The following is a 25,807-nucleotide window of genomic DNA, read 5'->3' as shown; positions in this document are numbered from 1 at the left end:
GCTATCACCTTTGTCTGATTTTATCTTTTGTGTCTTTACGGGTAGGCCTTCTTTTTAAAAATAGGGTAGGGATGCGAATCACAGTGTCCTTTAAATCTTGTCCGGGCTGTGCCATTATCGGAATAATGTAATCCTGGCCAAAGCTTTTCAGTCGCATCAAATGGCCGATCACAAACAGAAAGACCATGATGACGCCATACATGCCAAGCATTGCAGCACTTATCATACCAGCAATGCGAATAATCCGCAGCGGAAAGTTATAGGCGTATGAAGGAACGGTAAAGGATGCCAATGCGGTAATGGATACCACAATGACCATCAGCGCGCTGACGATTTGCGCCTGTACGGCTGCCTGTCCAATGACAACGCCTCCAATAAGTCCAATCGTTTGTCCGATAGGCTTTGGCAGCCTTAAACCGGCTTCCCTGATCAGTTCTATCGTAAATATCATAATAAAGGCTTCGACAAAAGGCGGAAAAGGCACATTCAGTCTGCTGCCTGCAATCGAAATGGCCATTCTCGTCGGCAAAAGCCCCGTGTGGAAGGAAACGAGAGAAATATATAAGCCAGGCAAATAAATGGTAATCAGGATGCTCGAATAACGAAGCAAACGAATAAGAGACATTGTAATCCAGCGTTGGCTGTAATCATCCGGTGAATGAATAAATTCATCAACCGTTGCCGGTACAATGAGAGCAAACGGGGTGCCGTCCACCAAAATGGAAACCCTGCCTTCTAACAAAGAGCTTTCTACACGATCTGGACGTTCTGTGCTTAAGATCGTCGGAAAGATCGAAAAAGGTTCATCCTCAATGAGCTGTTCAAGTGTGCCTGATTCCGGCAAATCATCTGTCGTGATGGACTTCAGCCGTTTAAACACTTCTTTTACGACATAATCAGGGGCAATATCCTGAATATATGCGACAGCTATCTTTTTTTTTGTCCTTTTGCCTATCGTCATTTCTTTTATGACGAGATTAGGGTCACTCGTCCGCTCTCGTAAAAGCGCCGTGTTTGTCCGCAGTTTTTCAATAAAGCCAATCTTCGGACCGCGTTCCACGATTTCAGAGGAAGGTTCTTCAAGGTTGCGCGTCATTAATGTTTTCGTATCAAATGCCAGGCCCGCGCTGTAACCATCAGCCAGCAAAATGGTATGTCCGGAAAAAATGAACTGCTGTATTTCTTTTATTGTAGAGATCGCACTGTGATGATAGCCGAAAAAGAAAGCTGATAAATCTTCAATCATGCCTTCCTTTTGGGCTAATGATTCTTTTTGTAATGGAGAAATGACGTATTGCGCCAGAAGTTTATTTTCTGTCAAACCGTCAATATACAGTAGGCACGCCTTCTGTCTGCTGTCTCCGAAAGAAAACGTATAAAACATGATATCGTCGTTTTGCCCTAATTTTTTTTTCAATGTTTCTACATTGCGCTGGAGATCAGAGTCGATTTGCATAGTTTCTCTCCCCTTTATAAAACATATTGACGGTTTTTCTTAATTTGTATCAATAAAGGAGAATTATTCTTCATAAGGAAAAGCCTGAAACAAAGCTTCTTTTCGACGTGATATAATATAAAGGAAGCGTTTTCTTTAAAGGGTTGTCGAAAGATGATGCTTTGTACATATGTTGTCATAGGAAAAAGACAGCTTATACGGGCGTTTGTAAGGGGGGCGCACCGGGAAAATAATGATCAGCTATTTACAGGGGAGGGGTACGGATCATGACGCAATCACCGATTTTTCTAACGCCTGTGTTTAAAGAAAAAATCTGGGGCGGCACCGCTTTACGAGATAGATTTGGATACGGCATTCCTTCAGAAAGAACGGGAGAATGCTGGGCTATTTCCGCTCATCCAAAAGGGCCGAGCACCGTAGCGAATGGCCCGTATAAAGGGAAGACACTGACTGAGCTTTGGGATGAGCATCGGGAAGTATTCGGCGGCGTGGAGGGGGAGCGATTTCCGCTTCTGACAAAGCTGCTGGACGTGAAGGAAGATATGTCGATTAAAGTTCACCCTGATGATTATTATGCTGGAGAAAATGAAGAGGGAGAACTCGGCAAGACGGAATGCTGGTACATTATCGACTGTAAGGAAAACGCGGAAATCATTTACGGACATACGGCCCGCTCAAAAACCGAACTTGTCACAATGATCAACAGCGGTGACTGGGAAGGCCTGCTGCGAAGAATCAAAATTAAACCGGGTGATTTCTATTATGTGCCGAGCGGTACGCTGCACGCCTTGTGTAAAGGGGCACTTGTTTTAGAAACACAGCAAAATTCAGATGCCACATACCGGGTGTACGACTATGACCGGCTTGATAACAACGGAAGGCCGAGAGAGCTTCATTTTGCCAAAGCGGTCAATGCGGCCACGGTTCCCCATGTGGACGGGTATATAGATGAATCGACCGAATCCAGAAAAGGAATAACCATTAAAACATTTGTCCAAGGAGAATATTTTTCGGTATATAAATGGGACATAAATGGTGAGGCTGAGCTATCTCAGGATGAATCCTTCCTGCTTTGCAGCGTGATAGAAGGAAGCGGTTTGCTGATCTATGAAGACGAAACATGTCCGCTCAATAAAGGCGATCACTTTATTTTGCCCGCTCAAATGCCCGATTTTACGATTAAAGGAACTTGTACACTTATCGTGTCTCATATTTAAACTTAATCTCACTTCGAGATTAAGTTTTTTTTATTAAAAAAATGGAAGTGATTCACCTATAAATGAAGCATGCGCGTGCCGATAAATAAACTAGTTTTATATACTCATTGAATAAGAAAGAGGAGAAGGAATGAAAAAGAGATTAATCGCACCTATGCTTCTGTCCGCCGTGTCCCTTGCCTTTTTTGCCATATCCGGTTCTGCACAGGCTGCAGCGTATACGGACTACTCGATATATAAGGTAGAGCCGGCTAAAACGTTCAGTACAGAAAGCCAAGCCTCGCAGGCTGTCGCCAAACTGGAAAAAGACACCGGCTGGGATGCTTCCTATCAGGCTTCAGGCACAACAACGACCTACCAAATTTCCGCTGCAGGCATACAAAGCGAAGCAGAAGCGAAAGCAATACTGAGTGGGCTTACCAAACAGACAGCGATTACAGGCACGTCAAGTCCTGTCGGTAGCAAACAGCCGTATGTCACCATCACCTCAGGTGCCATTTCCGGAGAAAAACAGGCAAACACTTTGCTGACCAAGCTTAAACAGGAGACGGGAGTAGCTGGCGCTGTAAAAGCTTCAGGAACAGCTCAGTCCTATGTGAACGTCACGACATCAGAAATCGCTGATGAGACAAAAGTCAAGGCGCTTATACAGAGCCTTGCTAAGCAAACAGGGATTAAAAGCTCGTATCAGCCTATCACACACACGGTTTCTGTCACAGCCATTCAGTCAGGCACAATCGTGGGAGACAGCAAAGCTGAGCAGATCAAAAGCGCATTCCAAAAGGAATCAGGGCTGAAGGCATCATTAAAAGCAACGGTGAAAGGACAAGCCTATTATACGTTCACAACAGCCGCTATTTCAGGTGAAGCGAATGCCAAAAACCTATTAAATCAGCTGAAACAGAGCACTGGTATTACAGGAAGCTACAAGTCAATCAATCAAAAAGCAACTGCTGAGTCATACAATGTCCAATCAGCTTATTTCAAAGGGCTGAATACAGTGAAGGACGCCATCAGCCAAATCAAGAAAAACACCGGTGTATCCGGCAGTTATCAAAAGGTTGGCAAAAGCACATCATATACCGTGAATATGAAGGGTTTAACAAAACAGCAGCTGCAAAAAGTAGACACTTTCTTTAAAAAGAAAAAGTGGCATTACACGTCATCCAGCGTCAAAAAAACGACAACGTCCACAGCCTATCAAATTACGACGGCAAAGATTATAGGAGAGCAGCAAGCAAACAAAGCCGCAGCCTTCTTTGCTCAGAAAAAAGTAAAGGCAACGAAAAAAGCAGCTGGAACAACAGCAGAAAATCAATATCAGCTCATCTCAGAAGAAACATCAGATCAAGTAAAAGTTACAAAGGGCTTGAATGTATTAAAGAAAAATCAGCTCAGTGCATCTGCAAAATCAGTCAAAAAACAATTAGCTAACACGTTTAAAATAACAACTGAATCTCTGCTTGATACAGCGAAAGTCAATCAGGCACTTACGTTTTTCAAATCGAATCACATATCAGCAGCAAGCCAGAAAACCGGTCAGACAGCAGCGAGCAGCTATAAAATCATGACTGAAGCAATCAACAGCCAAAAAGATATTGACCGCGTTTTAGCATTTTTCAAACAAAACAATGCCGCCGGCACAACAGCAAAAACAGGCGAAACGGCATATACACAATACAAAATCGTGACAGCTCAGCTCAGCAGCAAAACAGCATTGAACAAGGGGTTAACCTATCTAAAAGCGCAAAGTGTAAGCCCGAGCTACACAACCAAAACCAATACGCTTTATAAAGTCAGCCTAAACGAACAGTTCACAGGCAATGACGCAGCTGCTGCGGCATCATCGAAGCTAAAACAATTATACGGATGGACATCATCTATCGTGAAAATCAAAAACGGCCCGCAAATCATGAAAACAAATTACAATCTCTCACTTCGTGATATGGTCCAAAAACAAATGACAGTAAGCCCGCAAACAGACGGGGCGGCTTACGTATCGCTCACTTATATTAATACAGCAACTTCAACCGTTACGGCTGATGTATTAAATATCCGGTCTACACCGGCAGTCAGCCCGACGAACGTGATCGGCCAATTTAAAAAGGGCGATAAGGTGAAAATCATCGGCCAGACAAACGGCTGGGCCAAAATCAATTTGGGCTGGCGAAACGCAAGCAGTGATGAAGTGGTTCAATACGTGGATCCGAATAACTTTTCCAGAGACAGCAAATACTACTTCCAATTTCTCAAACTGTCACAGACAGCCGGCCTCAGTGTCACTGAAGTCAATCAGAAAGTGCTTGCCAGCAAAGGCATCCTGACAGGGAAAGCAAAGGCGTTCATCGATGCCGCCAATAAATACGGCATCAATGAGCTGTATTTAATCTCACACGCTCTCCTTGAAACAGGCAACGGAACATCCGATTTAGCCAATGGCTTAACCTATAACGGAAAAACCGTATATAACATGTACGGAATTGGCGCATACGACAGCAACCCGAATTACTACGGCGCCAAATATGCGTACGAGCAAGGCTGGTTCACACCAGAAGCGGCCATTATCGGCGGAGCAAAATTCATAGGCTCATCGTATATACACAACACAGCCTACAATCAGGACACACTGTACAAAATGAGATGGTCAGCCACGGCAACACACCAATATGCAACAGACATCGGCTGGGCGTACAAACAAGTAAACCGCATGTACAGCCTGTATTCATTGCTGGACGGTTATACGCTTTACTTTGATGTTCCGGAATATAAACAGTAATACTAGATGCAACTATAAAAACTAGTAAAGTAAACGGCCAGTGTGATTTTGTCTTAATACGTCACACTGGTATTTTATTGATCTTCAATAAATAACTATTTATTCTTAAAAAGTATGTATTCTCATTGTTTTTTGTTAAAACCAAAATTTCAAAAACATTATTGTAAATTGAACTATTTAAATCATATAATTAGAGTTATATGAAACCCATTATTGGATGTATAATCTTTAATATGTTAAAAAATACCTGGTAAAAGGAGCAGGGCTCTTGTCAAAAAAAATCCTAATCATAACTCAGAACTTTTACCCGGAGTTAGGGAGCGCGGGAAATCGGCTGAAAAATATATACTTGCTCCTTAAGCAAAGAGGATACGATATTCAAGTTTTAACTACAGAGCCTACTTACCCAAATAGAGAAATATATAAAGAAAAATTATTTTGGAACGAAGATGTGATTAATAAAGATTCTTCAGTTATGCGTGTATCAGTTAAGAACAAAAAATATAACTCAAGTTTTTTAAGCAGACTTTTGTATTACCTTGAAATCATGATAAAGATGCTCAAAGAAATAATGAAAGAACCTAAAAAGTTTGATATTATTTTTGTTTCCTCTCCTCCTATTTTTGTTGCTTTTGTGGGGCTAGCCGCGAAATTCAAAAATAAATCCAAACTTATTCTCGATATCAGGGATCTATGGCCTGAATCTTTGAAGGGCGTCAAAGTATTTCATCATCCCATTATTGTAGAGTCTTTCAGGATTTTAGAAAAACTTTTATACAAGAAAGCAGATCATATTGTCATCAATAGTGAAGGTTTCTTACATTACCTAAATGAACATTCACCTTTGGTAAAAGAAAAAGTTACCTTTATTCCTAATTCAGCTAGAGAGAAAGAACTTTTAAGTAGCACCAATAATTCAACAACAGCTTTAAAAATTATTTATGTAGGAAATATAGGCCTTGCTCAAAATGTACATATAATTAGAAATTTGGCTGAGAAGTTACATGAACATCAAATCGAATTTTTAATAGTTGGATACGGTGTTGAGAAGAAAGAATTACTCGACTATATCCGTGAAAAAAATCTAATGAACGTGAAGATTGTAAACCCGATGACAAGGAAGGAGTGTTTAGAGTTAATGTCAGGTTGCGATATTGGGGTCGTGACTTTAAAAGATTCAACTGTGTTTGAAACAGTTTTACCTGGGAGGATTATAGATTATATTACTTGTGGAATTCCTATAGTGGGATCGATTGCTGGGTATTCAAAGACTATTATTGAACAAGAGGGAATAGGGCTTGTAACAAGTAACAGTTCTTCAGAAGAAATGCTCGCTAATATTATGAAAATATATCATGACCCGGGACTTTTGAAAAAAATGCAGAAAAATTGCCATAAACTTATTAGGAAAAAATTTATGTGGGAGACCAATATAAAAAAGTTAATCAACGTTATTGAAGAAACTAGGTAAGGCGTGAATGATATGAGGAAAAAAGTATGTATGTTTGTTTGGAATCACTTCACAAATGATGCCAGAGTGCTGCGGGAGTGTACAGCGTTATCAGATAAACATTATGATGTAGACTTAATATGCATTCATGATCCAAATAATCCTGATTTGGATTTGATACAGAAATATAATGACCATTTTTCAGTTTATCGTGTAAAAAGGTCTCCAATACTTGATTATATGCAATTTATGAAGAAAAAAATATTAAAAAGCAAATGGTCTATTCTATTTTTTCTTTTAATTTGGATTTGTTTGTTAGGCATGTTCCCCTTACTGACTATTGGGATTAGTTTGTTTGCTTTTATCGTTCTTAAAACGAAACTGAAGACAATGTTGGTCAGAGGTTCTATTATAATGAGGATGATTTTGAAAGGATATTCTAAAAAATATGATATATATCATTCCAATGACTTAAACACATTACCTCAAGGATTTATTTGTTCAAAATTTCGTATTAAAAAAAGAAAACTGATTTACGATTCTCATGAAGTACAAACAAGCAGAACAGGATATGATAGTAGAATTTACAGTAAATTAGAATCTTATTTAATTAGAAAAATAGATATTATGATCGTAGAAAATCATACGCGGGCAGCCTATAATAAAGAACTTTATGGTTTTTATCCAAAAGTACTTCACAACTATCCATTCTTACTTGAAGAAACCAGAGAGCAGATTGATATACATCGTATGCTTGGGCTTCCTAAAGATGAAAAAATTCTTCTTTATCAAGGAGGAATTCAGGTTGGTAGGGGACTTGATAAGTTAATAAAGGCCATGCCTTACATTAATGAAGGAACTTTGCTATTTATAGGCGATGGCCGTATAAAGAAGGATCTTGAGAAAATGGTCAATGATATGGAACTACAACATAGAGTGAAATTTTTGTCTAAAGTTCCGCTTATTGAACTTCCAAAATATACGCGCAGTGCTTATTTAGGGTTTCAAGTGTTGAATAATGTTTGTTTTAACCATTACTCTGCTTCGTCAAATAAACTGTTTGAGTATATAATGGCTGGGGTTCCTGTAATAGGATGTGATTTTCCAGAAATTAAAAAGGTAATACAAGGTGAGAGAGTTGGTTTGGTAGTTGACTCACATGATCATCTATCAATCGCGAAAGGTGTCAATACTTTATTGGAAAATGCAGAGCTTCATTACGAATTTCATAAAAACTGTGATAAAGCTAAAAGAAAATATAATTGGGAAATAGAAAAAAATAACCTGTTGTCTATTTATAATTAATACCCTAGGAGAACAAAATGCAAACAAGAAAAAATCAAAAAAATCAAGAACTTACCGATAAGTATAATGATCTAAAGATAAAATATCATAAAAGCTTAGAAGCACAGGAAGATTTAATTACACTATGCCAAGAATTAATAAAAGAAAAGGAGTATATAGAAGCTAGATATAACAATTTAAAAAAATCAAAGCTTGGAAGGTTAACAGTTTGGTTGTGGAAGAGAAGGAGAAGAAATAAATGATTCAAAATAAAGAGATAAAAACATTTTTATCTAAACAACTTGAAAAAGTTCGACGAGAAAAAGAAATATTAATCGGATTAAAAGAGAAAGAAGTAAGTATTACCGGATTTGATAGCTTCTTTTTCGAATCTCCAATGAGTATTAAAGCTGAATATAGTAAACAAACTTTAGAGGTTGATGCTGAAAAAGTGTATCTCTCACTCTTTGAAAGGACAACAAACTTTTCTATCCCTTCTCAGAAGAAGATTTATCAATTAGTGGGAGATCGTATTGTCATTTTTCCTCAAGTAACTTTAAGTGACACTGTAATATGTCGTATATACATTAACTTTTATCAAAACGAAAATTTGCTAAGTACAAAAATTTTCAAAGCTCCTTTTGAAAGAATTAGTGTAGACGTTCCCCAAAAAGCTACTAGTTATCGTTTTGCATTTAGGCTAGAAGGAAAGGGGGAGTTTTATTTAAAAAAACTGAAAATCAATCAAGTATTTGAAGAAGTTACTGTATCAAATAATACGGGTGCTAACCCCTCCATCGCCCTATCAAAAGCATCAAAAGTAGAACAATTCATAGATTCAATAGAAAAAGATACACAGAACTATAAAAATGAAAAAAAGGATTTGAGGATTGCTGCTATTCTTGATGAGTTTAGTTATGAATGTTTTAGGCATGATGCAGAAATTTTAAGGCTGTCAAAAACGGACTGGGAGAACGAGATAACAGAATTTAATCCCCATTTTGTATTTATTGAATCATGCTGGCAGGGAAACCAAGGACATTGGCAGTATGAAATTGCAAATTTACACATTAACAAACACCGAACAGCATTAAAGAAGTTGACGGAGTATTGTAAAAGAAAAAACATAAAAACGGTATTTTGGGATAAAGAAGGCAATGAGAATTTTGAGTTTTTCAAAACAGCTGCAAGTTATTTTGATTATATTATGACTGCAGATGAAAACACTGTAGAGAAGTTTAAAGAAATCTCTTCAATTCATGACGTAGGAATTTTGCCATTTGCTGCTCAGCCAAAGATTCATAATCCAATTAATAAAAACCTTCATCACTTAGGTGGGATAGCATTTGCCGGTTCTTATTACAATAATAAACATGAATCTAGAAAAAGAGATATTGAAGAAATAATAAAACCCGCACTAGATTTTGGAATTGATATATATGACCGTTACTATCATTTGCCTGCAGAAAAAAAAGTGAACAACACTTGGCCAGAGGAATATCAAAAACATATTGTTGGATCTTTAGATTACAGTCAAATGAATGTTGCGTATAAAAATTACAATATGTTCGTGAATGTAAATTCAGTGCAAAACAGTAAACACATGTTTGCGAGAAGAGTTTTTGAACTCTTAGCAAGTAAAACTATGGTTATTTCCGGACCTTCTCAAGGGGTAAAGGAATATTTCGGCGAGCTTGTCCCAGTTAGCTGTTCAAAAGAAGAAACAGTTAACATCTTAAAAACATTTCTACATAATCCAGTTTATCGTGAAATATATGAAAAGAAAGGACATAGACTTGTTTTAAATTCACACACTTATAAAAATAGATTGCAAAAAATTTGTGATCATATCGGTTTAGATATCGATTTGTTAGAAAAACCGAAGGTCTCTATTATCTCTTCAACTCAGCGTTCTGAATATATGGAAAACCTATATAATAATGTTCGTCATCAAACTTATCAAAACCTTGAGTTAATAGTTATTTTAAATAAGAATTCAATGAATTCAGAAGAGTGGAAACAAAAATTTTCAAGTCTTCATTTCCCGGTTCAAATACTTCAGGTTGATGAAAATGTGTCCTTAGGTCATTGTTTAAATAAAGCAGTCGAGCGCTCTACGGGGGAAATTATAGCCAAATTTGATGACGATGACTACTATGCACCTCACTACTTGGAAGATATGTTGCATTCAATGGATTATTCGGGTTCCGATATTGTAGGGAAAAGCGCACATTATGTATACCTTGAAGAGAGAGAACTGCTGATCCTAAAAAAGGTTGGATCAGGTGCGGAACGATATTCTAATTTTATTTCTGGGGCAACTTTAGTTTTCAGAAAAGATGTTTTTGTCTCTCTGGGAGGATTCTCAGATAAAAACAGAGGAGAAGATTCAGATTTTCTTAAGAGAGCCAAGAAGAATGGTCATATTATATATTCTAATGACAGTTGGAATTTCTGTTTGGTCAGACGAGCAAATCGAAATAGCCATACATGGAATATCACAGCAAATGATTTGTTGAGAAATTCAACTGTACATTCAATATGTAAAGATTATAAAAAACCAATCACTATTTAATACAGGGGGTTCAAAATAATGAAAGTTTGTGTAATTGGCCTTGGTTATATCGGGTTACCCACATCAGTTATGTTTGCTAAATACGGAGCGGAAGTAGTAGGTGTTGATGTTCACCCACATGTAGTAGAAAGCCTAAATAAAGGTGAAGCCCATTTAGAAGAACCAGGATTACAAGAGCTTCTGAATGAAGCTTTAGAAAATAAAAAATTTAAAGCTCAACTTGTTCCAGAACCGGCAGATGCATTTATTATTGCTGTTCCAACTCCTAATAACCTGAATGATAATATGTCTTGTGATTTAACTTATGTATTACAAGCAGTAGAAAGTACTATTCCTTATATTAGAAAGGGGAGTACTATTATAGTTGAGTCTACTATTGCTCCAAGAAGCATAGAGGATTACGTTCAGCCTTTATTAGAGAAAAATGGGTTCACCATAGGTGAAGACATATACTTAGTGCATTGTCCAGAGCGGGTAATGCCAGGTAACATATTCCATGAACTAATAAACAATATGAGAATTATTGGGGGCATAACTCCTTCTTGCAGTGATGCCGGTGAAAAGATTTACAGAACATTTGTAAAAAGTAAAATTGTCAAAACCGATGCAAAAACAGCAGAAATGTCAAAATTAATGGAGAATACATTTAGAGATGTAAATATTGCTCTTGCAAATGAACTTACAAAGATATGTAATGATTTACATATCAATGCTTTGGATGTCATTGAAATGGCAAATATGCACCCAAGGGTTAACATTCATAGCCCAGGTCCAGGTGTTGGAGGACACTGTCTGGCAGTTGATCCATATTTTATCGTGGCAAAAGCTCCTGAAACGGCAGATTTAATAAGTCGATCTCGGTCAATTAACTCATCAATGCCTTTCTACATAGTAGAGAAGGTTAAGAAAATAATGGAAATAGTTAATGGGCGTACTATAACAATTGGAGGATTGGCTTATAAGGGAGATATTGATGACATCCGTGAAAGTCCAGCATTAGAAATTTTAGAAATGCTAAAGTCAGAAAAGGATTATGAGGTCAGAGCTTATGATCCTTATGTTTACCATGCCGATAATGCTCAAAACTTGAAAGAGGCATTGAGGGGATCAGACCTATTTCTTATCTTAACTGATCATAGCCATTTTAAAACGATACATGATGAAGATATTAATAGAATGGCAAATAAAGTGATTTTTGATACAAGAAACATTGTACTGAATGTACCAGTTGACTGCGAATATTTCAATTTAGGAAGTGTCCATGAATTTTTGAATAAGCCTGTTATGCATGTATAAAAGATTATTGATATTAAATAGAAAGGTGTAGTAATTCAATGAGAAAGTATTTATACCTTTTTTCATTCGTGATTTTATTCTTTCTAATATTGAGTTTTAATATGGAAAGGGTACTAGCTTATACTGACACATCGACATATAAAGTAACGATCAAAGATGAATTTACTAGTGAGGATAAAGTCAAGGAAATTTCAAATAACATTAAAAACGAAACCGGCTGGGATGCTAATTATAAACTGACAGGTCAATCAGCTAAAGCCTATAAAATTATAACAGGCGGCTTTTACGGGGAGAGTAAAGTAAAAGAGGTGTTAAATGATTTTGAGCAAAATACTAGAATAAATGGTAGTTATTCTGAGAATGGTAATGTCCAAACCATATACCAAGTGACGACAGGTGGATTTATTGGTGAATCAAAAGTAAAACAAGTACTAGAGATGCTGCAAGCCCAAACAGGAGTAAAAGGGACTTATACATCAACCGGAGAGAAGCAATATTATTATCGAATTGTTTCAGGTGGTTTCCAGGGTGAACAGCGAATGAAAGAGGTTTTAAGCAAGTTTCAAAATGAAACAAGCATTAAGGGAAGCTATGAACCTATAGGTGATTCAAAAATCACTTATACAATACTATCTGGCGGCTTTTCTACAGAAGATATTGTTAAAAAGGCTGCGGAAGAAACAAAAAGTCAAACTGGTATTGACATTTCTTATGAGAAGATACCCGACTCAAGTTCATACAGGTTGGTGATCAGTAATATTACTGAAAATGAATTATCAGACATTGAATCATTTTTTGGAAAAAAGAACTGGTGGTATGCTAAAAAAGAGATAAATAATCAATCTTATCGGTTAATTTCAGCACCTATATTGGACGACCAGATAATTAATAAAGGTTTGTCATTTTTTGAATCCAATAAATGGTGGGCTACCAAACAAAAAACAGATGTGCAGGGAGAAAATAAGTTTAGAATCACAACTGAAAAAATCAGTGATCAAACAAAACTTCAAAAAGCCCTGAGTTTTTTTGAGGCCAATAAATGGTGGGCTGATGCTCAAAAAACAACAATTAAAGGCTATAAAATTACTTCTGATGTTATAGACACAGAAGCTGACTTAAATAAAGGACTAGAATATTTCAAAAGTAGAAACCTTTGGGCTACTTATAGTAATTTATCAAAAGATACCTATATGCTTAATCTAAATGAAGAGTTTACAGGAATTGAAAATGTTACATCGGCGGTCAATAAATTAACTAATACTTATGGATTAAATGCTGAAGTTGTTAAGATTAAAGATGGTCCTCAAATAATGTATACCAACTACAATCTTACACTTTCTGATATGATTTCAAAGCAGATGAATGCAAATCCACAAACAGATTCAGCTGCGTATGTTTCGCTCTCATATATTAATACTTCAACTTCAACAGTAACGGCTGATTATCTAAATATTAGATCATCTCCTGAAGTGAAGAGTGACAATATAATAGGGCAAGTCCAGAAAGGTGATAAGGTAAGTATTATTAGCAAGGAAGGCAATTGGGCTAAGATAAATTTAGGGTGGCGAAAAGCAAGCCGAGAAGAAGTCGCTTATTATATTAACCCAGAGAATTTCTCAATTAATAGTAAGTATTATTTCCAATTTTTAAAGTTATCTCAATATGCAGGGATTTCAGCTTCAGAAGTTAACAATAAAATCCTGAAGGGAAAAGGAATCCTGGAAGGTAAAGGCGAATCATTTATTAAAGCTGCTGAAGCTAATAATATCAATGAATTATATCTCATATCACATGCTTTATTGGAAACTGGAAATGGTTCATCAGAGTTAGCCAATGGTGTGATGTACAATGGCAAAAAAGTTTATAATATGTATGGAATTGGCGCTTACGATGGAGATGCAGTTACTAAGGGCGCTCAATATGCATATAATCAAGGCTGGTTTACGCCTGAAGCTGCGATTTTAGGCGGAGCAAAATTTATAGGCTCAAGCTATATACACAATTCAACTTATCATCAAGATACACTCTATAAAATGAGATGGGAGCCGACAGTGAGCCATCAATATGCTACAGATATTGGTTGGGCTTACAAACAAGTTAACAGAATGTATAGTTTATATACTCTGCTCGATAACTATACATTGTATTATGATATTCCGAAATACAAATAAAAGGCTTCAAAATCCAGAAACATTGTTTCTGGGTTTTGTTTATTATGAAAAAGCAAGGTGATTCGATTGGAAATAAATCAGTTAAAAAAAGAGACTGTAAAATTTATCGATTTAAAGGAATACAAACTGAGAATTGAAGAACCCTACTTGCTATGTGTTATAACTGAAGACGGAGTGCCGTTTGAGTTTTTGATCAATATAAGACTAAATCAAAATAAATTGCTCATTTTAGGATCAGGAGCATATGACAATGAAAAACTAAAACCTCCAATCTTTCAAAGATATACATGGATGACAGAGTTCAATCATTCTGTTCTTTATTTTAATGATCCGACACTCTATTTAAATCCGAAGTTATCAATAGGCTGGGGCCAGGGAACAAAAAATCATTTCTATTTAGCTACAATTACAAATATAATAAGAGAACTTGCTTATAAGATCAAAGTTAACTCGAATGATATATTCTTTTATGGTAGCTCAGCAGGAGGATTTATGTCGTTAATTCTTGCGAGCTTTCTTAGGGCTAATGCTATCGTTAACAACCCACAAACTGATGTTTGTTCATTTTATCAATCACATGTAGACAGACTATTTGAAACTCTTTATCCTAATGAAAATAAAGATGAGATGATTAACCAGTTTCGGTATAGATTAAATGTATGTGCATTTTTTCAAAAGTTAAAGCATGTTCCTAGAATTTTCTACTACCAAAATTATGCTTGTAGTTTTGACCTGGAAACACAACTTTTACCTTTTCTTAATTCCATTAAGAGTGAAAAAACTTTGACGCACCTTACAGCTGATAAAGAAATTGAACTTCACTTATATTATGACACTGAACTTGGACACAATCCCTTAAATAAACAAAAAACAATGGAAATCATTCATAAGGCAATGTATAGTTCTTAAACTGTGATCAGTAAAAGTTAAGATAATTGGAACAAAATCTAGCGTATATTATTGTAAGTTGGATCTATCTGTTTCATAACAGATAATTAGTTGAATTAAGGAGAAACAAACTGAAAGAAACTTTAACCTTCAATATATGAACAGGTTGTAATTAAATATCACCAATATATTGATAAATAAAAAACACCTTTTGCAGCTGCAAAAGGTGTTTTTCATTTATCTTTTAAGGACTTTATCGTCTAACGGCTCCTCTTCCTGAGGGAAGACAATCTGATCGACTACACGTTCACTTGCTTTTCCGTCAAGATCATCGAAGAAATAATGAACAAATGAATCTATTTGCTCAAAGTTATACTTCTCTTCTTTAATGATCGAAATCATTTGATCTGACGTTTTCGCAAGCGGACCAGGAATAAAGTCAAAGTAATCGTAATAGAAATCACGTTTGCGAATATAATCATCTACATCATAGCTGAAGAAGATCATCGGTTTATTTAATAAAGCATACTCAAAGCACACAGAAGAGTAATCCGTAATCAGAACATCTGTTACTAGCAATAGCTCGTTAATTTCCCTGAAAGAAGAGAAATCATAAAAGAAATCGCTGTACTGATAAGGGATATTGGCATCGTTTCGTACAAACGGATGAATCTTAAATAAGAAGATATATTCATCCTTTAACTCACGATACAGACGGTCAAAATCAAGCACTTCAAAAGGATAGTGAGCTGATTGCTGACCGTTTCCGCGGAAGGTAGGTGCAAAAAGAATAACCTTCTTGTCCTTAAGAAACGGATATTCCGTATAAAGACGTTTTTTCACAAATGCCTTCTTCGCTTCATCAAAGAAAAAGTCTGTTCGCGGTACGCCAGTGGCGATGACGTTCTCAATGTCTACACCGAAGCCCTCTGCATAGTGCTTTCGTATATTTTCAGAGCTGACAATAACCTTCGTATAGTTTCTATGGTTTTTCGAATGCGGCGACGGTCCTCCGGGCAGCCCGATTCGGCTGTAGCCGAATGTCTTAAAGGCGCCGACAGCATGCCACAGTTGGACAAGGTCAGCATTTTTACGGATTTTCAACGGATAAATAATCGGATAAAAATCATCAATAAAAATGATTTTGCTTGTCGCAAAATGATAAGCCATAGACATCAGTTCAGACAGGCTTTTTCTATCTCGAATACTGCTCTTTAAGAAAAATTTGAAATCAAAGTTTTCTTCGCGCTTCAGCAGTTCTTCATAAACAAACTCGAAGTTTCCTGTCATATCAAGCCGGCTGTCAGAGGCAAAGACGATCTTATTGGACTTAATCGGCAGCAGACGGAACACATCATAAGCAAAATGGAACAAGCTCGTATTCAGCTTGCGCAAAAAGCGGTTTGCTTCTTTCCCAGTATCCAGCTCCAAAAGGCTCGGATCAATTTCCTGCAGTTTATTGCAAGACAAGTTAATGGTCTTTTCGCCCTCATCATAGTTAACGATCAAATTGAACTTCATCAGCTTTTTAGCAGAATGAAATTCCATCTTTGTGGCATACACATCATTAGAGAGGAAATTGCTGACGTTTCCGACCGTATGCACTTCCTGGTGTTTTACATTTTGGTCATCTACAGCTTCAATTTCGAGAAACAATTTATACTCGCCCTGCGGAAGAGGCTTGTCATTCATCAGCTTAGAAAAGTTAATTTGCTGTGAAAATCCTGCCCACTTATAGGCCCCAGGCACATTTGAAGTATCAATTGACAGCAGATCTACCGGAACATCCCGCAGTGAAACAGCTGTAAATAAAACACCGTTGTTCACCAATAATAAACGTTTACGAACCTGATCCTCTTTTTGAAGCGGCAGGCCCTTGATATACATATAACCCGCAATTTTAAGAATTGATCCATTCCAAGAAAACTCAGAAATTTTTCTGACAGGGACTTGCTGGTTTTCTTCAATTCGCTTGGTTTTATCGAAAAGAGAAAAAACCCTGTTATCTGTCGGATGGACAATGACAGCTGAATTTTCTTTTTTCGTTTTCTTTTTTGATCTGAAAAGTCTGTTCTTAATCTTTCTGGCCAGCTTCACTTTGTACCTCACTTTCTCCTAATCGGCACCAGATGTTAAAAATGATGAAATAAAATCGGCTACCCGCTCTGAAGATTTGCCGTCTTGATGGGTAATAAATGTCTGTGAAAATGCTTCAATCCGCTTTTTATCAGCCTCGTGATCACTCTCGATATCGTGTACAAGCGATGGAACATCCTTAGAAATCGGCCCGGGTACAAACGATTCAAACGGATAGTAGAAATCACGTTCTTCCAAGTAGTCTTCTAAATCCGGGCAGTAAAAATACATCGGACGTTTCAGCAGGCTGTATTCGAAAATGACTGAAGAATAATCGGTTATCAGCCCATCGGAGATTGCCATCAGATCGTACAAAGAGTACGAATCGGTTAAATCCAGCACAAAATCATCCTCTTCCGTGTGCGCATGCTTGCGCATATACGGATGAAGATGGAGCATCACGACATAATCTTTAAGTTTTAGCGCCGATTTTAATTGTAGCAGATCAAGCGGGGTAGCGTCACCCTCTTGATGATGTCCGCTGCCTCGAAAAGTAGGAGCATACAAAAGCTTTTTCTTATGCTTAAGTTCAGGATAAGCCCGATGAAACTCATCCAGTACAGTGCGAATATGTTCCTTATGATAAAAATAATCCGTCCTTGGAATGCCGAGCGGCAAAATCTGCTTTTCCTCCATTTGAAAAGCTTCGGCAAAATGCGGCACGGCAGCGGGTGCACTGACAATCGCATAATCATAGTTAGAATGCACGGGAACAATCTTCAGATAATCAGAAGATGGGCCGAACGGCTTGTTCACTATGCTGTAGCCGAATTTTTTAAACGCGCCGCAAGCATGCCAAAGCTGGATGGCGACAGTTTCCTTGCGTTTTGGCACAACATACAAAGGAAAATAATAATCATCCAACAAAAGCACACGGCACGTGGCAAGGTGATATAACGAGCTGAAAAGATGAAGCAAATATGCAGCTCGTCCGATCAATCCCTTATCCATCTTGCGGAAAAGCAGGGTGATGCGAAGAGACGGATCTTGCTTCAGCTTTTCATAGACATCTTTAAAATTATCACTTAAATGATCCTCACGATAGGAAGCTATGACAACTTTGTTGTGCTGTACTGGTAATAAAGCGCTCAATAGTTTATAAGCAGTGCCGAATACTCCTTTTACGATTCGTGTAAGGAATGTTTTCACTGTTTAAATTTCCCATTCGATAACAGTTTTTCCCCAAGATGAAGTCAAATCTGCTTCAAACGCGTTTGTAATTTCCTCAATACTGCGTACCGGGAAGCGTCCGCCTACTAATGTTTCTAAATAATCAACGACTTCAGGGTATTGAGCTAAAAAGTCCACAGTACGGGCAAAATCCTCGCGTCCGCTGCGGCTGCTGCCGATCAGCGTAATTCCTTTTTCAAGCACCATTCTCGTTTCAATTTCAACAGGGTATTCAGATACGCCTAAGAGCGCTACACACGCTTCAGGATGAACATGGGCAATGATCTGCTCAATTGCGCTTTCACTGCCGCGTCCGCCTACACATTCAAAGGCATGATCGATTCTGACATCCTCAGGAATGTCGTTAATTTGATAAGCTGCATCAACAAAAGAAAAATGATCAAGCTTGTAAGGTGTTTTTCCGAAGATAAACACTTTGCTGTCCGGATATTTCTTCTTCAGGAGAAGCGTCATGATAAATCCGAGATTTCCGTCTCCCCAGACACCGAATGTGTCGCGCTTCTTGTGTGCCATTCGCTCAAAGCGGGAAAGCGCGTGAACTGCAATCGTAATAAGCTCAGTAAAGGCTGCGACATGCGGATTAATGCTGTCCGGAAGTTCAACGAGCCGATCCGGCGCCATGAACATGTAATCCTGCATAAATCCATCATAGCCGCTTGAACGGAATCTACTGGAACGCAGGTAATTCTCCGCAATGACTTCATGCTCTTCAACTGGTGTATTCGGAACCATAACAACCCGTGTTCCGACTTTAAATGTGCCTGTCGGATCAAACATGACTTTCCCGATTCCTTCATGAATCAGAGCCATCGGCAGTTTTTTATCCATCGCTTCTTTGCCCCGTGAGCCAGTATAATAGCGCTGGTCGGCAGCACAGATCGATAAATGGGTAGGACGGACGACGACCTTATCTGAATGGACAACTTTATCTTTATACGTCACTTCAAATTGTCGGGCAGAAACTAAACGATACGTTTGATTAATCATTGTGAAATTCGCTCCTGTAAAATGGCATTAGCCACTTTTAAGTCATATGGTGTCGTTACTTTAATATTAAAGACTTCACCGCGAACCAGCTTCACTTTTTCACCTGCTAACGAACAGATCTTGCAAGCGTCAGTCAGGACAGCTTTTTGTTCATCGGACAGTTTATTATAAAGCTCGACCAATTTGCTGATCCGGAAGCTTTGCGGTGTTTGCCCCTGATACATGTTATCGCGGACAGGAATATCAGAAATAAATTCCTGGTCTTCTGAAGCAATAATCGTATCAATGGCTGAGATAACAGTATCGACCGCGCCGTATTGAAGAACAGCATCAATGTTTTCGTCGATAATGCGATGAGTCAGAAAAGGACGCACAGAATCATGAGTGATGATCACGTCATCATCCTGAATGCCGAATTCTTTTTCAATATAGCGGATGCCGCTCATAATAGATTCATTACGGTCGCTGCCGCCTTCAACAACAATCAGGCGATCATCCTGCCCGATGAATTTCTTTAAAATGTCTTTTGTATGGTTAATCCACTCTTTAGGTGAAACGATTAAAATCTTATCGAAACGGTCATTTAATAAAAACTTTTCAACCGTATGAATGATAATTGGGCGTTTATTTAACGGCAAAAACTGTTTTGGCATATTGACGTTCCCCATGCGGGAACCTTTTCCACCGGCTAAAATCTCAGCATAAATCATAAAATGACTCCTTCCTTACTACAACTCATAATGTTTTATAAAGGGTTTTCATATTATTTGCAATACCGATCTCTATTATATATAAAGATCAGCTTGATTTCTCATGTACATAGCTTAAAAGCTGCTTACTGGCATTCCCTCTCGAGTACAGATTCCACTCGCGTGAAAAGCGCTCCACTTCAGATTGGAGCTTGTCCATATCTTTCAGCTGGTCCAAGAGCATTCCTGAATCATGGCATGGCACCCCGGGTATCATCTCAGTATAATGCTGAATTAAACCGCGGGTTCTGTTGTAAGCCTCCATATCATACGTATAAAACAAAATGGGTTTGTCCAGCAGCGCAAATTCAAAAGGGACAGAAGAATAATCTGATATTAACAGGTCGCTCATTTTTAAAAGGTCTGCAAGAGGGAGATCTGAAACATCCTTTATCCACGCACTATCCTCAGGTAATTCAGCAGATTGCTTCATAACAGGATGAAGTTTTACTGCAAGTAAATATTCTCCTTTTAAATCATGCTGCAAGTGTTTTTCTGTAAACGGCAGCGAAAAGCTTTCGAACCGGTCGTCCCTAAAGGTCGGCGCATACAGAATGATTTTTTTCTCTGCCGGCAGATGATATTTGCTTTTAAGGTCATTGCTGTTTTCCCGCGCCTCATAGTAAGCATCGGTTAAAGGCACACCAAACCGAAGAAATGTATCACCTTTTATGTCGAAAAATTCCTTGAATATGTCAGCCATATGTTCAGAACCGACGACAATCCGATCAAATGAAGCATACACTTTTCGAAAGCGTCTTACGTCAGCCCGTGACCGGTTCTGTGTGTTGATATCCTTTAACCCAAATCGCTTAAACGCTCCGTTCGCATGCCAAACTTGGATACACTCGATATCAGGCCTGCTGGTAAGAACGGTCGTCAAAACAAAATAATTATCAACAATCACAGATTTGCTGCTCAGCATAGAAAAGACCGCTTTACATATATGAAGCGGGTGTTTTTCGTTAATAACTGAAACAGTAAGCGAAGGAAATTCCTTTTCCAGCGATTTGGCATGCTGGGTAAGCAGCACATGAATGGGAAAGGAATAGTGTCCCTTCTGATATTCCTTTAATATTGCTCGGGCATTATCAGGAAAGGAAACGAGAAGGGTCACTTGGCTTCCCGGTTTGACCCAAAACAGCAATGTGCCAATGACTTTAACGAACACATAATAAAAAAACGCAAACCAGGATTTCACTCTGTCATCAGCTCAAAATGGCTGTCACAGATTGTCCGCAGGCGCAGGGAAAGATTCATACATTTCATTACATACCATAGCTCCTTTTAGACCGATTACAGATGGCGTGATTGATCCTTGACCTGTCCTGTATATTGCGGCTTTGCTGAAGCTCGTTCATGTTTCAGCACGGCTGTAACATACTTAGGAATGCTCAGCATTCTTCTCCAGCGTGCAGGGTTTGTGATCAGCCTGTACATCCACTCAAGGTGAAAACGGATAAAAAATGAGGGCGCTCTTTTTACATTGCCGCTGAACACATCAAAGCTTCCGCCAAGCCCTACAGCAACAGCCTGAGGGAATAAATGTCGGTATTTATGGATAAAGAACTCCTGATTAGGATAACCTAACGCGACAAATACCATATCAGGATTTGCAGCCGCAATCTTGTCTGCCACCTCACGCTGATCTTTCACATAGCCGTCAGAGTATCCGGCAATTTCAATCCCGGGAAAATCACGTTTAACTCGCTCAATTGTTTCCGCAATCACATGCTTAGCCGCACCGTAAAAGAAAACCCGTTTTTTCTTTTGATCGGCTTTCTCAAGCAGAGACGTAAACAAATCATAACCGGCGATTCTGGATTGAAGAGGTTTTCCAATCATTTTGGAAACCAATACAACACCAATGCCATCCGGCAAAATAAAATCAGCAGACGAAAGAACCGCTTCATAACGCGGATTCTGCATCGCTTCAAATCCGATTTCAGGATTCGCTGTTACGATGAACGCACCTTTGTTCTGATCCAAATATGACGTTTCTAAATGTGATACAAATGAAGTCAGTTCACTGTCTACAAAATCTAATTGATTAATGGGTTTCGTTTGCATCGTATCAACCCTCCTTTTCATCTATATGTCTATAAAAAACACGTGTCATTCGTATAGTTTGATTAAAGACTCTTTGCCTGAAAACATTTTACTCTATCTTACCACAAAAATCTTTAGGAACTTTTAACATTCACATTACAATTCCTTCACGTTTTGACGATGAATTAATATGAGGAGGGCGTACAGAATAAATGACGCAGCAGAAAGAAAATCGTTTCACTTAAAAATGCGACAAAAGAATCGATTTTTCCGAAAAAGAAAACTTGTTATAATGGGTATGGATGAGACATTGGACCTGTAAAATTTATACATCAATACAACGGTGATACCAAAAAATGCTGATGATTGACATTTTTAAAGAGCCTTAACTTTTATAGGAACTTATGCTATTATTGTTCATTATTAATGGTACGTAAAAAATATGTCGAAATTATAAACAATCTGTTAAGGTTTTTGGTTTTTTTCTGGTACTCTCAGTTGAAAACGGTTGGAAGGTGATGTTATCTAATGAAGAAAGTGATAACGTACGGAACATTTGATTTATTTCACTACGGACATATGAAGCTGCTTGAAAGAGCAAAAAATCTGGGTGATTACTTAATTGTAGGACTGTCTACAGATGAATTTAATCTTCAAAAACAAAAAAAATCGCATCATTCTTATGAACATCGAAAATTCATTCTAGAAACAATCGGTTTTGTTAATGAAGTCATTCCTGAAAAAAACTGGGAACAAAAAATCTCAGATATTCAAAAGTACGATATAGATACATTTGTCATCGGCGATGACTGGGAAGGGAAATTTGACTTCTTGAAGGAATATTGTGAGGTCATTTACCTTCCAAGAACAGAAGGCATTTCAACTACCCAAATCAAAAAAGACATGGCTAGCTTATAGAAGCACTAACTAAAAGAGGCTTGAAGTAAATTCAGTTGCTTCTTTTTTTCTTGCTTGCGCAAATATAAATCTTTCACTCTTTAAGGAGTTCATGATGAAATCTTTTATTTTAAATAAATGCAGAAGTTTGTTAGTCAGGGCTTATTCCGTTCTTTTTAAGATTTTTGCCCTTCTGCCGAGAAACAACAAATTAATTTTATTTGAAAGCTATTCTGGAAAACAGTTTAGCTGCAATCCCCGAGCAATCTACGAATATCTGCAGGAAAATAAAGATCAATATGATTATAAACTGATATGGAGCATTGATAAACGATATCTGTCGGCATTAGACGGCGTTGATGCGGCATATATTAAAAGGTTTTCTCTTAAGTGGATTTGGTACATGGCTACAGCTAAATATTGGATTACAAACAGCCGGCTTCCTTTATGGATTCCAAAACCCAAAAACACATTGTATGTACAAACGTGGCACGGCACTCCGTTAAAAAAACTTGCTAATGATATGGACGAAGTGCACATGCCCGGAACCACAACTGAAAAGTATAAACAGAATTTTCTGCAGGAAGCAAGCAAATGGGATTATTTGATTTCTCCTAATGCTTATTCGACTGAAATTTTTAAACGTGCGTTTCAATTTAAAAAACAAATTTTAGAAACTGGTTATCCGAGAAATGACATTCTATATTCTTTAAATAAGGAATCATTAATAAATAAGGTAAAGCAAGAGTTAGGAATTGGTGAAGGTAAAAAAATTATTTTATATGCTCCAACTTGGAGGGACAATGAATTTAAGAAAGTTGGCCAGTATAAATTTAAACTCCAATTTGACCTAGAGGAAATGAAGAGGGAACTTGGGGACTCTGTAGTTATCCTTTTAAGAATGCATTATCTAGTATCAGAAAAATTTAATTTAAGGAAATATAAAGACTTTGTTAAAGATGTTTCTTTATATAAAGATATTCGAGATTTATATTTAATTAGTGATTTATTGATTACGGATTATTCTTCTGTCTTTTTTGATTATATGAATTTGAAAAAACCCATTGTATTTTTTGTATATGATCTCCCGGCTTATCGAGACTCCATCAGAGGTTTTTACTTTGATTTTCAACAGAAAACGCCAGGGAACTTGGTTCAAACAAGTGAAGAACTTATAAAAACAGTAAAAGAGTTGTTACATAATCCATATATAGATCATAACTATGAGGATTTTTATAATGAATTTTGTAATTTAGAAGATGGCAAGGCTTCTAAAAGAGTAATTGAAACGATCCTTTAACTTCTAAATAAAGAGGTACTAACATGTTTTCTATAATAATGCCAATATATAATTCTGAGAATTATTTAAGGGACTCAATAGAGAGTGTCATTAACCAATCAATTGGTTTTAAGGAAAATATAGAACTTATATTAATAGATGATGGCAGTGTTGACAGCAGTCCTCAAATTTGTGAATCCTTTAAAAACTTATATCCTAATAATATTAAATTCTTAAAAATTGAAAATTCCGGGCCTTCTGCTGCAAGAAATTGTGGATTACTAAATGTAAGTGGAAAATCTAAATTCATTGGTTTTCTAGATTCTGACGATGCATTCTCCGGAAATGCGCTACGAAGTGTTTATGACTTTTTTTGTGATTCCGAAGATGTAAATATTGCCGTATTACCTGTTTATTACACAGGTGAAAAAGAAGGCGAACATAAATTAAATAATAGATTTGAAAATGGAACTAGAGTTATAAATATTCTCAATGAGTATAAGGCTATTCATTTTTATATTGGCGGCACTTTTTACAGAAGACATACATTAAATAGTACCGCCCTGTTTGATGAATCTATAAAGTTTTGGGAAGACGCTATCTTTTTTAACCAGTTATTGCTGAAAGAAAAAAGATACGGAGCAGTTGCAGAAGGAAAGTATTTTTATAGAAAACGAAAAGAAGAGAACTCATTAGTTGATCGTTCATGGTTTAACAAAAAAAGGTACACGTATTTGTTGAATGCATGTTACATGACTTTGTTGATGGATTCAATAAAAAAATATGATATAGTTCTGCCTTATTTGCAATTTTTAATTGTATACCATATGAAACTGTTTTTATATCCAAATTATAGAGATATTTATAAGTCTGTTTTAAATCATCAAGAACAAAAAGATTTTGTTGAAGATTTTATTGAAATTTTAAGATTTATTGAACCACAATTTATAAAAGAACAAGATATGCCCATGTACTATAAAGAATTTATGTATCACTTATTAGAAGCAAATACAGAAGCTCTTGAAAACATAAAAAAAGAAAGAGTACTACAAAGTTCATGTACTGTTACTTCGACAAAAATAAAAGGGCTTAAACTTGAATTAACAGGACACTTTATTAATCAGTATTATGAGATGCAAGAAAATGATGATGTATATATAAAATATTTTAATAGATTAAAAAAATGCAAACGAAAAGAACTGAAAAAAACAATTGAAGTATGGGGATATAAATTAAGAGATTTTAGATATGCTGGCTTTGTTGTTGAAATACCGATTTGGGCCTTTGCATTTGACTTTGTCCTAAAAACACCAAATGATGCTTTAGAACTTAACCATGTAAACATTTTTAAAAGTTTGCTTGCAAAAGTTTTCAAAAAATAAGTAAGGAATGCTTTTTAATACATT

At 37.1% G+C, this 25,807-nt stretch carries 19 protein-coding genes; 12 read left to right on the top strand and 7 right to left on the bottom strand.

The genetic code is table 11. The features are described from left to right. Nucleotides 1–4: 4 nt before the first annotated feature. The gene (gerBA, locus tag BSI_RS19480; RefSeq protein WP_003235549.1) at nt 5–1,456 is read right to left on the bottom strand and encodes a spore germination protein GerBA; all 1,452 of its coding nucleotides are present in this window, start codon (nt 1,454–1,456) and stop codon (nt 5–7) included. A gap of 266 nt (nt 1,457–1,722) precedes the next feature. Here gerBA and manA point away from each other — a divergent pair, with 266 nt between their 5' ends. The 9 genes from manA (at nt 1,723) to BSI_RS19530 (ending at nt 15,134) form a co-directional block, all read left to right on the top strand. Next, nucleotides 1,723–2,673 carry a mannose-6-phosphate isomerase, class I gene (manA, locus tag BSI_RS19490; protein ID WP_003235545.1) on the top strand — a complete coding sequence of 317 codons (951 nt, stop codon included), beginning with the start codon at nt 1,723–1,725 and terminating at the stop codon, nt 2,671–2,673. Between the two features lie 130 nt (nt 2,674–2,803). Next, nucleotides 2,804–5,449, top strand: a complete 2,646-nt coding sequence (gene lytD, locus BSI_RS19495; protein ID WP_003235542.1) for a beta-N-acetylglucosaminidase LytD — start codon at nt 2,804–2,806, stop codon at nt 5,447–5,449. Nucleotides 5,450–5,717: 268 nt separating this feature from the next. Beyond that, nucleotides 5,718–6,920 (top strand): glycosyltransferase family 4 protein, encoded by a 1,203-nt coding sequence (locus BSI_RS19500; RefSeq protein WP_003235540.1) that lies wholly within the window; start codon nt 5,718–5,720, stop codon nt 6,918–6,920. A gap of 12 nt (nt 6,921–6,932) precedes the next feature. Next, on the top strand, nt 6,933–8,204 hold the full coding sequence (locus BSI_RS19505; protein WP_003235538.1) for a glycosyltransferase: 1,272 nt from the start codon (nt 6,933–6,935) through the stop codon (nt 8,202–8,204). A 17-nt stretch (nt 8,205–8,221) separates the two neighbouring features. Further along, nucleotides 8,222–8,446, top strand: a complete 225-nt coding sequence (locus tag BSI_RS19510; protein ID WP_003235536.1) for a hypothetical protein — start codon at nt 8,222–8,224, stop codon at nt 8,444–8,446. Beyond that, nucleotides 8,443–10,758: a glycosyltransferase family protein gene (locus tag BSI_RS19515; RefSeq protein WP_003235535.1), complete on the top strand. Its 2,316-nt coding sequence runs from the start codon at nt 8,443–8,445 to the stop codon at nt 10,756–10,758. The genes BSI_RS19510 and BSI_RS19515 overlap by 4 nt, the downstream gene beginning before the upstream one ends. An 18-nt stretch (nt 10,759–10,776) precedes the next feature. After that, nucleotides 10,777–12,054, top strand: coding sequence for a nucleotide sugar dehydrogenase (locus tag BSI_RS19520; RefSeq protein WP_003235533.1), 1,278 nt, complete (start codon nt 10,777–10,779; stop codon nt 12,052–12,054). A 38-nt stretch (nt 12,055–12,092) separates the two neighbouring features. Further along, a complete protein-coding gene (locus BSI_RS19525; protein WP_003235531.1) occupies nt 12,093–14,225 on the top strand; it encodes an N-acetylglucosaminidase in 2,133 nt (710 codons plus the stop codon). Between the two features lie 66 nt (nt 14,226–14,291). Continuing rightward, on the top strand, nt 14,292–15,134 hold the full coding sequence (locus BSI_RS19530) for a hypothetical protein (protein ID WP_003235529.1): 843 nt from the start codon (nt 14,292–14,294) through the stop codon (nt 15,132–15,134). A 216-nt stretch (nt 15,135–15,350) separates the two neighbouring features. Here BSI_RS19530 and BSI_RS19535 read toward each other — a convergent pair whose 3' ends face one another. The 6 genes from BSI_RS19535 to BSI_RS19560 all read right to left on the bottom strand — a co-directional run bounded on the left by BSI_RS19535 (nt 15,351) and on the right by BSI_RS19560 (nt 22,246). Next, nucleotides 15,351–17,210: a CDP-glycerol glycerophosphotransferase family protein gene (locus tag BSI_RS19535; protein ID WP_032731658.1), complete on the bottom strand. Its 1,860-nt coding sequence runs from the start codon at nt 17,208–17,210 to the stop codon at nt 15,351–15,353. Nucleotides 17,211–17,228: 18 nt separating this feature from the next. Beyond that, nucleotides 17,229–18,398: a CDP-glycerol glycerophosphotransferase family protein gene (locus BSI_RS19540; RefSeq protein ID WP_003235525.1), complete on the bottom strand. Its 1,170-nt coding sequence runs from the start codon at nt 18,396–18,398 to the stop codon at nt 17,229–17,231. 3 nt (nt 18,399–18,401) lie between these two features. Beyond that, nucleotides 18,402–19,427 carry a ribitol-5-phosphate dehydrogenase gene (locus tag BSI_RS19545; RefSeq protein WP_003235523.1) on the bottom strand — a complete coding sequence of 342 codons (1,026 nt, stop codon included), beginning with the start codon at nt 19,425–19,427 and terminating at the stop codon, nt 18,402–18,404. After that, entirely contained in the window at nt 19,424–20,137 is a 714-nt protein-coding gene (locus BSI_RS19550) for an IspD/TarI family cytidylyltransferase (protein ID WP_003235520.1), read from the bottom strand. Before BSI_RS19550 ends, BSI_RS19545 begins: the two co-directional genes overlap by 4 nt. Before the next feature lie 88 nt (nt 20,138–20,225). Further along, nucleotides 20,226–21,377 (bottom strand): CDP-glycerol--glycerophosphate glycerophosphotransferase, encoded by a 1,152-nt coding sequence (locus BSI_RS19555; RefSeq protein WP_003235518.1) that lies wholly within the window; start codon nt 21,375–21,377, stop codon nt 20,226–20,228. A gap of 95 nt (nt 21,378–21,472) precedes the next feature. Continuing rightward, nucleotides 21,473–22,246, bottom strand: a complete 774-nt coding sequence (locus tag BSI_RS19560; RefSeq protein WP_003235516.1) for a WecB/TagA/CpsF family glycosyltransferase — start codon at nt 22,244–22,246, stop codon at nt 21,473–21,475. A gap of 507 nt (nt 22,247–22,753) precedes the next feature. Between BSI_RS19560 and tagD the strand changes: the two genes are divergently transcribed. The 3 genes from tagD (at nt 22,754) to BSI_RS19575 (ending at nt 25,783) form a co-directional block, all read left to right on the top strand. Beyond that, a complete protein-coding gene (gene tagD / locus BSI_RS19565) occupies nt 22,754–23,143 on the top strand; it encodes a glycerol-3-phosphate cytidylyltransferase (protein WP_003235514.1) in 390 nt (129 codons plus the stop codon). Nucleotides 23,144–23,237: 94 nt separating this feature from the next. Then, nucleotides 23,238–24,422, top strand: a complete 1,185-nt coding sequence (locus BSI_RS19570; RefSeq protein WP_003235512.1) for a CDP-glycerol glycerophosphotransferase family protein — start codon at nt 23,238–23,240, stop codon at nt 24,420–24,422. A gap of 23 nt (nt 24,423–24,445) precedes the next feature. Further along, nucleotides 24,446–25,783 (top strand): glycosyltransferase family 2 protein, encoded by a 1,338-nt coding sequence (locus BSI_RS19575; RefSeq protein WP_003235510.1) that lies wholly within the window; start codon nt 24,446–24,448, stop codon nt 25,781–25,783. Nucleotides 25,784–25,807: the final 24 nt, after the last annotated feature.

Origin of the sequence: Bacillus inaquosorum KCTC 13429 (genome assembly GCF_000332645.1) — a bacterium.
GTDB classification, from domain to species: domain Bacteria; phylum Bacillota; class Bacilli; order Bacillales; family Bacillaceae; genus Bacillus; species Bacillus inaquosorum.
Note: the sequence above shows the minus strand (reverse complement) of the source record. Positions and strands in the feature narration are given on the sequence as shown.